This is a genomic window from Paraburkholderia sp. RL18-085-BIA-A, from assembly GCF_046027075.1.
Lineage (GTDB): Bacteria > Pseudomonadota > Gammaproteobacteria > Burkholderiales > Burkholderiaceae > Paraburkholderia.
The window spans coordinates 24058-36552 of sequence record NZ_JARESU010000007.1 but is presented as its reverse complement, the minus strand read 5'-3'; the positions used below and the strand labels follow the sequence as shown (position 1 = coordinate 36552).

Annotated in this window: 10 protein-coding genes; 3 read left to right on the top strand and 7 right to left on the bottom strand. The window is 63.8% G+C overall.

The genetic code is table 11. The annotated features are described in order from the left end of the window. Window positions 1-86 precede the first annotated feature (86 nt). Both P0D89_RS06755 and uvrA read right to left on the bottom strand, forming a co-directional pair. Window positions 87-1172, bottom strand: a complete 1086-nt coding sequence (locus tag P0D89_RS06755; RefSeq protein WP_408354073.1) for an AI-2E family transporter — start codon at window positions 1170-1172, stop codon at window positions 87-89. A gap of 33 nt (window positions 1173-1205) precedes the next feature. Then, window positions 1206-4079 carry an excinuclease ABC subunit UvrA gene (uvrA, locus tag P0D89_RS06750; protein WP_408354070.1) on the bottom strand — a complete coding sequence of 958 codons (2874 nt, stop codon included), beginning with the start codon at window positions 4077-4079 and terminating at the stop codon, window positions 1206-1208. Window positions 4080-4440: 361 nt separating this feature from the next. Here uvrA and P0D89_RS06745 point away from each other — a divergent pair, with 361 nt between their 5' ends. Both P0D89_RS06745 and P0D89_RS06740 read left to right on the top strand, forming a co-directional pair. Beyond that, window positions 4441-5628 carry an MFS transporter gene (locus P0D89_RS06745; protein WP_408354067.1) on the top strand — a complete coding sequence of 396 codons (1188 nt, stop codon included), beginning with the start codon at window positions 4441-4443 and terminating at the stop codon, window positions 5626-5628. 147 nt (window positions 5629-5775) lie between these two features. Continuing rightward, entirely contained in the window at window positions 5776-6327 is a 552-nt protein-coding gene (locus P0D89_RS06740) for a single-stranded DNA-binding protein (RefSeq protein WP_408376244.1), read from the top strand. 172 nt (window positions 6328-6499) lie between these two features. Here P0D89_RS06740 and P0D89_RS06735 read toward each other — a convergent pair whose 3' ends face one another. After that, window positions 6500-7300, bottom strand: a complete 801-nt coding sequence (locus tag P0D89_RS06735; protein WP_408376243.1) for a bestrophin-like domain — start codon at window positions 7298-7300, stop codon at window positions 6500-6502. Between the two features lie 309 nt (window positions 7301-7609). On the opposite strand from P0D89_RS06735, the gene P0D89_RS06730 reads away from it, so the two are divergent. Continuing rightward, complete coding sequence (locus P0D89_RS06730; RefSeq protein WP_408354057.1) at window positions 7610-9253, top strand: methyl-accepting chemotaxis protein; 1644 nt, start codon at window positions 7610-7612, stop codon at window positions 9251-9253. Window positions 9254-9325: 72 nt separating this feature from the next. On the opposite strand, the gene P0D89_RS06725 is transcribed toward P0D89_RS06730, so the two are convergent. From P0D89_RS06725 to P0D89_RS06710, 4 genes are read right to left on the bottom strand one after another with little or no spacing between them, the layout of a single operon-like run. Continuing rightward, entirely contained in the window at window positions 9326-10135 is an 810-nt protein-coding gene (locus P0D89_RS06725) for a c-type cytochrome (RefSeq protein WP_408376242.1), read from the bottom strand. Further along, window positions 10132-11757: a b(o/a)3-type cytochrome-c oxidase subunit 1 gene (locus P0D89_RS06720; protein WP_408376241.1), complete on the bottom strand. Its 1626-nt coding sequence runs from the start codon at window positions 11755-11757 to the stop codon at window positions 10132-10134. Before P0D89_RS06720 ends, P0D89_RS06725 begins: the two co-directional genes overlap by 4 nt. Next, window positions 11744-12316 (bottom strand): cupredoxin domain-containing protein, encoded by a 573-nt coding sequence (locus P0D89_RS06715; RefSeq protein ID WP_408354048.1) that lies wholly within the window; start codon window positions 12314-12316, stop codon window positions 11744-11746. The genes P0D89_RS06720 and P0D89_RS06715 overlap by 14 nt, the downstream gene beginning before the upstream one ends. A gap of 2 nt (window positions 12317-12318) precedes the next feature. Continuing rightward, entirely contained in the window at window positions 12319-12495 is a 177-nt protein-coding gene (locus tag P0D89_RS06710; RefSeq protein ID WP_408354045.1) for a hypothetical protein, read from the bottom strand.

The following is a 12495-nucleotide window of genomic DNA, read 5'->3' as shown; positions in this document are numbered from 1 at the left end:
GCCCGCTCTGCCGCGTGGCGCGTGGCGCGTGGCGCGTGGCGCGTGGCGCGTGGCGCGTGGCGCGTGGCGCGTGGCGCGTGGCGCGGTCAGACCAGCCGCAAGTAGATCAGTTCTCGCTTGATATACGCATAGAAGATCGGCGCCGCGACGACCCCGGGGATGCCGAACGCCGCTTCCATTACGAGCATTGCGATCAGCAATTCCCACGCGCGCGCCTCGATCTGCCCGCCGACGATGCGCGCGTTCAGGAAGTATTCGAGCTTGTGAATCAGGATCAGGAACACTAGCGACATGACCGCCGCCGGAAAGCTCACCGACAGCGCCACCGCGACGATGATCGTGTTCGAGATCAGGTTGCCGATCACCGGCAGCAAGCCGACGATGAACGTCATCATCACCAGCGTCTTCGACAGCGGCAACTGATCGTGAAAGATCGGCAGAATCACCAGCAGGAAGATGGCGGTGAAGATCGCGTTGATCGCGGAAATCTTCACCTGTGCGAACACGATGCGGCGAAACGCGTCGGCGAAGCGCGTAACGCGCGTGACGAACGCCGTGGACAGCGGCAGCCGGTGCATATGCTTCTGCGCGCCGACCGCGATGATCGCGCCGATGATCATGCCGATCAGGATGTGCGTGAAGCCGCGCGCCGCGGTCGTGCCGCTTTGCTGCAGCATGTTGGCGTGCGTGTGCATCAGCTCTTCCGCCTTGGCCTTCATCTGCTCGGTGTCGACCGGCAGGGAGTTGGCGATGAATTGCGGAATCCGGCCGCGCGCCTGATGGATCAGCTGCATGGCCTGATCGAGCAGATTCTGCACGCTCGGCACGTCGTTCTCGAAATGCTCGATGATGCCGAGCGTGAGCCCCGTGAGCGCCCCCACGATCACCACCGACAGGATCACCACCGCAAGCCAGCGTGCCCGCATGCTCGACATGTGGCGCTCGATGCGCGGCGCGATCGTATGCACGAGCTGGAACACCAGCAGTCCGGCGAGCAGCGCGCCGAGCAGCTTCAGTTCGATGACCGCCCACATGCCGATCAGCATCAGAACATAACTGCCGATTTCGACTGCCGACAGCCTCGGCAGGCTCATGTCGCTAGTCAGCCTGACCGGGCGTGGGCGTAGGTCCTGCACTTGCCCGTCGTCGCGCGCCTGATTCCGCTTGGCCATGACTATTCCGTCTCCAACCCGTGTTGTGCAGCGTTACTTTTTGGTGGCAGCCCGTTTCAGCAGAGGCGCCAGATATTTGCCGGTAAAACTTGCCTTCGACTTCGCAACCTGCTCAGGCGTGCCTTGAGCGATGATCTGCCCGCCGCCCGCTCCGCCTTCAGGACCGAGGTCGATGACCCAGTCGGCTGTTTTGATTACATCGAGATTATGCTCGATGATCACGACAGTATTACCCTGATCTCTTAATCGATGGATCACTTCCAGCAGCAGCGCGATGTCGTGAAAGTGCAGGCCGGTGGTCGGTTCGTCAAGAATGTATAGCGTGCGACCCGTGTCGCGCTTGCTCAGTTCCAAAGATAGTTTGACGCGCTGCGCCTCGCCGCCCGACAGCGTGGTGGCCGACTGGCCCAGCCGGATATAGCCGAGACCCACGTCCAGCAAGGTTTTCAGCTTGCGCGCGACGACCGGCACCGGCTTGAAGAACTCATAGGCGGTCTCCACCGTCATGTCGAGCACTTCGCTGATATTCCTGCCTTTGTACTGAACGTCAAGCGTCTCGCGGTTGTAGCGCTTGCCGTGGCAGACGTCGCACGGCACGTACACGTCCGGCAGGAAGTGCATTTCCACCTTGAGCACGCCGTCGCCCTGGCAGGCCTCGCAGCGCCCGCCCTTCACGTTGAACGAGAAGCGGCCCGGATCGTAGCCGCGTTCCTTGGCTGCGGGCACGCCCGCGAACAGCTCGCGGATCGGCGTAAAGAGGCCGGTGTAGGTGGCCGGGTTCGAGCGCGGCGTGCGGCCGATCGGCGACTGGTCGACATTGATGACCTTGTCGAAATGTTCGAGGCCCTCGATCGACTCGTACGGCGCCGGCTCGGTGGCCGAGCCGTACAGGTGATGCGCGACCGCGTGATACAGCGTGTCGTTGATCAGCGTCGACTTGCCCGAGCCGGACACGCCGGTCACGCAGGTGAGCAGGCCGACCGGCAGGTCCAGCGACACCCGTTGCAGATTGTTGCCGTACGCCTCGACGATGCGCAGGTGCCGTTCGTCCGGCTCCTTGCGCTCGTCCGGGAACTCGATGTTGCGCGCGCCGGACATGTACTGCCCGGTCATCGACGCCGCGTTCGCCTGCACCTGCCTGGGCGTGCCCTCGGCGATCACCATGCCGCCGTGCTCGCCCGCGCCGGGGCCCATGTCGACCACGTAGTCGGCCATGCGGATCATGTCTTCGTCGTGCTCGACGACGATCACCGAGTTGCCCAGATCGCGCAGATGCTTGAGCGTGGCGATGAGCCGGTCGTTGTCGCGCTGATGCAGACCGATCGACGGCTCGTCCAGCACGTACATCACGCCGGTCAGCCCCGAGCCGATCTGCGACGCGAGGCGAATCCGTTGTGCTTCGCCGCCCGACAACGTTTCCGCGCTGCGTTCGAGCGACAGATAGTCCAGCCCGACGTTATTCAGGAACATCAGCCGCGCGACGATTTCTTTCACGACCTTGTCGGCGATCTCGCGCTTCGAGCCTTCCAGCCGCAGTGTCTGGAAATAGCCGAGCGCATCGCGCAACGGCCAGCCGCTGATTTCGAAGATGCCGCGCGCGTCGCCGTCCGCGCCGATCCGCACGAAGCGGGCTTCGCGGCGCAAGCGCGTGCCTGCGCAGGCCGGGCACGGCTGATTGTTCTGATACTTGGCGAGTTCTTCGCGTACCGCGACCGAATCGGTCTCGCGATAACGCCGCTCCAGATTCGGGATGATCCCTTCGAACACATGCTCGCGCACGGAAGTGCGGCCGCGTTCGTTGATGTACGAGAACGGAATTTCCTGCTTGCCCGAACCGAACAGCAGGATCTTGCGGACTTTCTCCGGCAAGTCTTCGACGGCCGTGTCGATGTCGAACTCGTAGAACGCCGCGAGGCTTTGCAGCATCTGGAAGTAGAACTGGTTGCGCCGGTCCCAGCCCTTCACCGCGCCCGCCGCGAGCGACAGCGAAGGATGCGCGACCACCCGCTTCGGATCGAAGAAGGTGATCTGGCCGAGGCCGTCGCAGTCCGGGCACGCGCCCATCGGGTTGTTGAACGAGAAGAGCCGTGGCTCCAGTTCCTGCAACGAATACGAGCAGATCGGGCAGGCGAACTTCGAGCTGAACAGATGCTCCTTGTCCGTGTCCATTTCGAGCGCGATCGCGCGGCCGTCGGCGAGACGCAGCGCCGTTTCGAACGATTCGGCGAGGCGCTGCTTCATGTCCGGGCGCACCTTCAGACGATCGACGACGACGTCGATCGTGTGTTTGTCGTTCTTTTTCAGCTTCGGCAGCGAGTCGACTTCATAGATCTTCGCGACGCCTTCATTCGCGGTGCCGCCGCCAGAACGCACCCGAAAACGGATGAAGCCCTGCGCCTGCATTTCCTCGAACAGTTCGACGTGCTCGCCTTTGCGATTCGCCACCACCGGCGCGAGGATCATCAGCTTGGTCTCTTCCGGCAACGCGAGCGCCGCGTCGACCATTTGCGACACGCTTTGCGCTTCGAGCGGAATCTCGTGATCGGGACAATAGGGCGTGCCGACCCGCGCGAACAGCAAGCGCAAATAGTCGTGAATTTCGGTGACCGTGCCGACCGTGGAGCGCGGATTATGCGAGGTCGCTTTCTGTTCGATCGAAATTGCCGGCGACAGGCCTTCGATCAGATCGACGTCCGGTTTCTCCATCAACTGCAGGAACTGGCGCGCGTAGGCGGAGAGGCTTTCGACGTAGCGCCGCTGTCCTTCCGCATAGAGCGTGTCGAACGCCAGCGACGATTTGCCCGAGCCGGAAAGGCCCGTAATAACGACGAGCTTGTGACGGGGTAGGTCTAGATTGACGTTCTTCAGGTTGTGGGTGCGAGCCCCACGAATACGGATTTGTTCCACGGATTTATTCCATGAACTGGCGGAAAGAGGAAGAGGCTAAACCTGCTACTATAACGACTTTTCAAGGCTGCCGTTACGGCTTCCTGACAGCGGGAATAACGCGCGAGGCAAGCTGTAAGGCAGCGGTTTAGCGCCGCGGGAAAGGGCTTTAACTGGGGCCGATTTCCGCGAGTACAAGGCACAGCGAAACGCCAGCGGAGTGCTGCAAGGCTGACGGCTCGAAAGCCGCGCCAGGGGCATTCCGCCCGTCACGTGCCAAGCGCCGGGGTATGGCCGTCCCAACGGCCGGCTCGCCCGCCGCCGATTGCCCGTCGCCGGTCGCCCGCAGTGTGCCGCCCAGCTCATTCAAAGAACGCTCCCGATGTCCAATCCGTCCGCCACTTCCACACGCATGAGCGCGCCTGAACTGCGCGCGACCGTGTCGCTTGCCGCCATCTTCGCGCTGCGCATGCTAGGTCTCTTCATGATCATGCCGGTGTTCTCGATCTACGCGAAGACCATCCCGGGGGGCGACAACGTGCTGCTGGTGGGCATCGCGCTCGGTGCGTACGGCGTCACGCAGTCGATGCTCTACATCTTCTATGGGTGGATCTCCGACAAGATCGGCCGCAAGCCGGTCATCGCGACCGGCCTGCTGATCTTCGCGCTTGGCAGCTTCGTCGCGGCGGGCGCGCACGACATGACGTGGATCATCGTCGGCCGCGTGATCCAGGGGATGGGCGCGGTGTCGTCGGCGGTGATTGCGTTCATCGCCGACCTCACGTCCGAAGAGCATCGCACCAAGGCGATGGCGATGGTCGGCGGGAGCATCGGCGTGTCGTTCGCGGTGGCGATCGTCGGCGCGCCGATCGTGTTCCAGTGGCTCGGCATGAGCGGGCTGTTCACGCTGGTCGGCATCTTCTCGATCCTCGCGATCGGCCTCGTGCTGTGGGTCGTGCCCGATGCGCCGAGGCCGGTGCACGTGCGCGCGCCGTTCGCCGAAGTGCTGCACAACGTCGAACTGCTGCGCCTGAACTTCGGCGTGCTCGTGCTGCACGCGACGCAGACCGCGCTCTTCCTCGTCGTGCCGCGCATTCTCGAAGCGGGCGGCTTGCCGGTCGCTTCGCACTGGAAGGTGTACTTGCCGGTGATGGGCCTGTCTTTCGTGATGATGGTGCCGGCGATCATCGCTGCCGAGAAGCGCGGCAAGATGAAGATCGTGCTGTTGTCCGCGATCGGTCTTATCCTGATCGGACAGTTGTTATTGGGCGTCGCTCCGCATACGATTCTCAGTGTGGCGGCGATCCTCTTTGTGTACTTTCTCGGCTTCAATATTCTCGAGGCGTCGCAGCCTTCGCTGGTGTCGAAACTGGCGCCCGGAACCCGCAAGGGCGCGGCGGCCGGCGTGTATAACACCACGCAGTCGATCGGTCTTGCGCTGGGCGGCATGATCGGCGGCTGGCTGCTGAAAGTGGATGGACAAAGCGCGGTGTTCTTCGCCTGTTCGGGGCTCGTCTTTTGCTGGCTTATAATCGCCGCAAAGATGAAACAGCCGCCGCGCAAAGCGTAGTACGGCGCGCTCGGGGGCACATCCCGAATTCACCCAGAACTCACCCGGCGGCGGGCAGAGGCGCGATTCTGGTCTCGGGCTCGCCAGCCATGAGACGCGAACCGCGCATTGCCGCGCCGCCCGCAACGGAATCAACAGGAGAAACTCATGGCATCCGTGAACAAGGTCATTCTCGTCGGCAATCTCGGAGCCGATCCGGAAGTCCGTTATCTTCCGAGCGGCGACGCAGTGGCGAACATCCGCCTTGCGACGACGGATCGGTACAAGGACAAGGCGTCCGGCGAGATGAAGGAAGCCACCGAGTGGCACCGCGTGTCGTTCTTCGGCCGCCTCGCGGAAATCGTTTCGGAATATCTGAAGAAAGGCTCGTCGGTGTACCTGGAAGGGCGCATCCGCACCCGTAAGTGGCAGGCGCAGGACGGCACCGATCGTTACTCGACCGAAATCGTCGCCGAGCAGATGCAAATGCTGGGCGGTCGCGGCGGCTCGATGGGCGGCGGCGACGAAGGCGGTTATAGCCGCGGTGAGCCGTCGGAGCGTAGCGGCGGCGGTGGCGGTGGTCGCGCGATGTCGGCTGGCGGTTCGCGTGGCGGTAACGCTGGCAGCGGTGGTGGCGGTGGTGGCGGTGGTGGCGCGAGCCGCCCGAGCGCGCCGGCCGGCGGCGGTTTTGATGAGATGGATGACGATATTCCGTTCTAACCCGGAACATTGAACGACGCTGTAAAGGTGGCCCCGGTCTCTCGGAAGAGGGATATTCGGGGCCATTTTTTTTTGCTGTTGAATGGCGCGGCACCAGTGACGAATGCGGGCGACGCCGGTGCTTCACGCGGCAGGCTCATCAACAACCGCGGCGGACGTGCCGTGCCCGCCGTCACTGCCTCAAGTGCGTAAGCGCATCTCTCATCGGCGAACTGGAAATGACGATGGGCCCCGAAAACGGCGTATCCAGGTCCACGATTACATAGATCGCCGAAGCAATCGACACGGCCCCCAGTGAAATGGTGACGAGCGCCAGCGTATTACGCGGCGCAATCAACCCGAAGCTCACAAAGATCACGCCCAGCCAGAATGTCAGCGTCTTGAAGAACGGCAGCGAGATCGAACTGTGCGCTTCTTCGATGATCTTCCATCGCGCGTCCACGACGCGCCGGTATTGCGTCAACGCATCTTCGAGCGCGCGCTGTTGCAACGAATCGTGCGTTTGCACTTGCCGCAACTCGCGGCCCACCGCAGTCAGCATATCGCCTAGCCGCACGTTCTCCAGCTTCTGCGTATTGTCCTGCGAGCCGATGTCCTTCGGATACTCGCCGCTGGGCACCGGCTCGTCAGGCCACGTCGACGCGATCGCCGCAGCGGTGTACTGCCGCAGCAGATGCCGCGACTGGTCCGCATTGCTGCCCAATTCGCGCATGGTCGTGTCGAATTCGATCAGATCGGCCGCAAAGGTGCGCAAGTCGTTCGACGCGGTATCGAAGCTCGACTTCGCCGACGCCGTCAGCAGGCCGAGCACCAGCGCGGCAAATGTCACCAGCATGCCGATCACCAGTTGGATCAACTGAACCGTCTCGTGCGCCTTGTGCTCCTCCGGCAGAAGCGGCCGCACCCACACGCCGATGCCGGTCGCCATCAGCAACAGCGCGAACACCAGTAGAGCGGAACTGACTTCTGACATGTAAATGCTCCGTAGACATGCGCCTCGCCACTTTCCCTCAACTGCAGCACGCCGGAAACCCGGACAGTCCCGCAAAAGAACGCATTGCGCGAATGGCCTCGCGGCCTCTCGTCCAAATATTGACGGTGCGCAACCGTATGCGCCATCAACCATAAAGTTTTCCCTTATTCCGCCGTAGTCCCTCTATGTGCTGTTCGCTTAAATTTTAGACAAAAGTTGCGGGCCTGGCCGAATGGGGTTTGGGCGCAGCACGCGTGGCCGAGGCCGCTTCTGAACCATCGGCCAGGCAACCCCATGGAGACAAGTCCGATGTTGAGAAATCTGTCGATTCGCACCAGCCTCACTCTGATGATCGCGTTCTTCGGCATCGTGCTGCTGCTCGGCGCCGCCGCCGGGCTGCTGTCGCTGCGAGCGAGCAACGCGTCGTTGCAGCAGATGTACACGGTGGACACCCCAGCCGTCGCCGACCTCGAAGGCAGCGCCGGACAACTGCTGCGCCTGCGTCTCGCGCTGGCCACCTACGCATCGCTGGCCGAACTGAACGATCAGGGTGGCGCGGATGCCGTGCTCAAGCGCTTCGATCAGTACCAGAAAGCATCTAACGATCGTCTGGCCCACTATGTGAGCCGCGCGAGCGCGGATGCCGACGAACAACGCCTGATCAAGGACATGGAGACCAAGCGCGACACTTTCCTGCACGAGGGCGTCGAGCCGGCGCTTGCCGCGCTCAAGTCGGGCGACCGCAACGCATTCCAGCAGTTGCAGGCGCACAAGCTGCCGTCGCTCTATAGCGCGTACGAGAAGGCGATGCTCGCGCTCGAACAGTTGCAGCTTGATCACGGCGCGCAGCGCTATCAGGACGCGCAGGACCTGTTCTATGCGATCTCCATTGCGGTGGCGGTCGGGATAGTGCTGTCGCTGCTGGGTTCCTGGCTCGGCCGTCTCGTGCTGGTGCGCGCCATCGTCAGTCCGGTCGACGCGACAATCGCACAGTTCCAGCGGATCGCCAACGGCGATCTGACGAGCCGCATCGACGTGACCAGCAACAACGAAATGGGCCGTCTCGCGGCCGCGTTGCGCAAGATGCAGGAGTCGCTGATCGCGACGGTGAACGCCGTGCGTCAAGGCACTGAATCGATCGACACCGGCGTGAGCGAGATCGCCGCGGGCAACACCGATCTGTCGCAACGCACCGAAGAGCAGGCCGCATCGCTCGAAGAAACGGCGGCGAGCATCGAACAGCTGACCTCGACAGTCAAACAGACGGCCGACAACGCGAAGCAGGCGAGTTCGCTCGCGCAGGGCGCTTCGAGCCTCGCTGCGCAGGGCGGCGACCTCACCGAGCAGGTGGTGGGCACGATGCATGGCATCGTCGACGACTCGCGGCGGATTGCCGATATTGTCGGCGTGATCGAAGGGATCGCGTTTCAGACCAATATCCTCGCGCTGAACGCGGCGGTCGAAGCGGCGCGCGCGGGCGAGCAGGGGCGCGGCTTCGCGGTGGTCGCAAGCGAGGTGCGCTCGCTCGCGCAGCGCAGCGCGGCGGCGGCCAAGGAGATCAAAGGCTTGATCGATGCGTCGACCGCGCGGGTGCAGGCCGGCTCCCAACTGGTCGAACGCTCGGGGTCGACGATGAGCGAGATCGTCGACGCGATCGCGCGGGTCAGTTCGATCATGAGCGAGATCGCGGCGGCCGCCACCGAGCAGAGCACCGGCATCGATCAGGTCAATCTCGCGGTCGCGCAGATGGACGAGGTGACGCAGCAGAATGCCGCGCTGGTCGAGCAGGCTGCGGCGGCCGCCAGTTCGCTGGAAGATCAGGCGCGGCGTTTGTCCGCGGCGGTGGCGGTGTTCCAGACGGGCAGCGGTTCCGCTGCTGCTTTCTCGGGGCGGCGTGCAACGGCCGCCGCTCCGCCGATGCTGAACGACGCGGGCGAATTCGCCACGGCTTGACGTGGATGCCCGTTTCGCACGGCGGCGCTTTATGTCTTCGGGACGACAGGCGCCGCGCGCGTGAGCGGGCCGTTACGGCATGGCCGCGTAATACTTAGCCAAACTATCTATTTCCGCCGACGTCAACTGCCGCGCCACGTTGCGCATCTGTTCGTTGATGTCGTTGTGCCGCGCGCTGGAAGCAAACGCGCGCATCTGCGCCGCGAGATAAGTCGACGACTGTCCGCCCAGCCACGGCGCCGCACCCTTGCGATCCAGCTCGCCATGACAAGCCGCGCAAGGCGCGATATTGCGCTGCGGATCGCCCTGCATCGCCAGCCTCACCGCGTTCGCGTCGGGTTCTTCGCCGGCGCGCGGCGTCTCGGCCGCAGGGCCTCTAGCCACGGACGCATAGTAAGCCGCGAGATCCTGAAGATCCTGATCGCTGCGCGCCGCGATGATCGCCTGCATCACCGCGCTCTGCCGGCTACCGCTCTGATAGTCGCGCAATTCCTTATAGACCGCGTCCGGGTACTGCCCGGCCACCGCGGGCGCCGTGACCGGCGGCGCGCCGGTCACGCCGTGGCACATCGAGCAGTTCTGCGTCGCGATCGTCGCGCCTCGGCCGATCGAATCCGCGGCGGAGCGGGTCGGGTGCCAGGGTGGCAGCACGACCACCTCGCTCGGCACCGGGCCGCCGGCACTGGCGCCGCTATACCAGCTCGACGGTGCGCCGGCGGCGCCGCAGATCGTTGCCCATAAGCCACGGTCGCCGAACGCGCTGCTCGCCGAGGGCAGCCAGATGAAGCCGATCAGTATGCCCACGATCGCAATCGCAAGCGTGCCGCCCACGCTCCAGGTGAACCACGGGTTGCGCAAGCTGAAGACGCGTTCCTCACTCATCGCTGCGCTCCGATGACAACCGCCGGCACCGAGGTCTGCGGGAGTCTGAGCAACTGCAGGATCGGCACGCTGTAGTTGACGACCGTGAGCCCGATCATCAGCGCCACCCACAAGCCGAAGCTATTGAGCGCGGCGGGCACCCGTTCGACCGGATGCACCGCGCTCGCGAAACGGAACGCCTGCGGCTGCACCGCCGGCCCGAGTTGAGACTTCGCGAGGATATAGACGAACAGCACGCCCGACACCACCAGAACCAGGCCACCCACCGCCGACATGCCGACCCAGAACGCCTGGTCCTGCATGCCCGACATGGAGTAGTCGTAAAAGGCCATGCGGCGCGGCGCGCCGAGCAGGCCAACGTAATGCCACGGCAGCGTTACCGTCATCATGCCGATGAACCACAGCCACAATTGCGTGCGCACCAGCCCTTCGGAGCAGATCGCGCGGCCGGTCAATTGCGGCCACAGCTCATACGCGATCGCGAAGTACATGATGACGATCGCGCCGCCGAAAATCAGATGGAAGTGGCCGGTCACCCACTGCGTGTTGTGCACCGTCGAATTCAACTGGTAGCTCATGTTGATCAGGCCGCCCGCGCCGCCCAAGCCCAGCATCACGAACGAGAACGCGATCACCAGCATCATCGGGTTACGCCAGGGCAGCGCGGTGAGCCAGCCGAACGCGCCCTTGCCGCCGCGCAGCCTGCCGGCGATCTCCACCGACGCGCAAATCGTGAACACGGTCAGCAGCGTCGGCACCGACACCATGCCGGTGAACACCGCGTGCAGAAACTTGAAGCCGGAGCCGACCTGCGGATCGGCGAACAGATGGTGGATGCCGATCGGCATCGCGAACACGAGGAACAGGATGAACGACACGCGCGCCATCGCATCGCTATAGAGCCGTCCGCCGATCGCGCGCGGCACCAGCGTGTAGTACGCGATGTACGCCGGGATCAGCCAGAAGTAGACGATCGCATGCAGCGTCCACGAGAACAGGATGCGCGATAGGCCGGCGTCGATCGTACGCGTGAGGCCGAAGGCGACCGGCAAAATCTGGAACAGGATTTCGAGCGCCGCGCCGACGGCGGTCCACGCCCATAGATATGCGCCCGCCACGTTGGCGAACATCGCGAGCGGCACCGCCATGCCGGGATTCGCGCGCTTCCAGATGCGCAGGTTCACGTGCATCAGCGCGACCCAGATCCACGAGCCGACCACCACGAGCACCACGCCGAGGTAATAGAACGGGCTGCCGATCATCGGCGGATAAAAGGTGTAGAGCACCGACGCGGAGCCGAGCGCGACCGGCACCATCGCCATGACCGCGCCGACCGTCAGCATGATGAGCGCGGCCCATGCCCATTTGAGGCCGGCTAGGCGCTGCGCGAGCGCGAGTTCGACGATCGCGTAGCCGAAGCCCATCGATACCAGCGTGGGCATCACGTAGGCCATCACCGAGCCGTGAGCCGTCACCGATCGATAGTACAACTCCGGATCACCGATCCACGGCACCAGTGGACTGCGCACCAGCATCTGCCATGCACCGAGAAACAGTGCGATCAGAAACGTGATGAAGGCGAGCCAGAAATGCGCGAGAACGAGTCGCTTAGCGTGAAACACAGCTCAGCCTCCGTGATTGTCGGGCCTGCTCGAAGAAGGCTGCTTTGTCGATCACTTTCACATGCGCCCACATGGTCTGATGGCCGAAGCCGCAGAATTCGTGGCACGGCATGGTGTGATCGGCGGGGTGGTCGAACTGCGTGTTCAGCGTGGCGACGTAGCCCGGCACGACCATCGTGTTGATGTTGGTGTTGGTGACGAGCAGGCCGTGCACCACGTCGGCACTGGTGGTGCGGATCGTGATCGGCGTGTCGGCGGGCACCAGCAGGCATTGCGGCGTGAACGAGTACTGCTGCGCGATGAAGCGCACGATCACCGAGCCGTCCGGCTGCACCGCGCTGCCGAGATTGTCTTCGACGAATTCACCCGACAGCTGCAGGCGCGCCGGGTCGATCGTTTCGACGCGCGACGGCGGCATCATCGCCCAATGCAGTCCGGAGAAGACGATCACGGCCAGCATCAGCACGATCAGCCCGACCGCGAAGATCGCCCAGCGGCGCTCGGCGCGCAGCGCGACCGCGTGGCCGCTATCCGGTTGATGATTGGGATTGGTCGACATGGTCAGTGGATGATGCCGCGCGGCAGGAACGCGAGAAAGTAGAAGCCGAACCAGATCGCCATGACGATCAGCGTGGCGACGCCGGCCAGCGCGATTGCGCCATGCGGACCCGCGGCGACGACGCGTTCCACTTCGTCGTCGGTGGGCGGGGGCGCGCTGCGGGTGTCGTTCGGATCCAT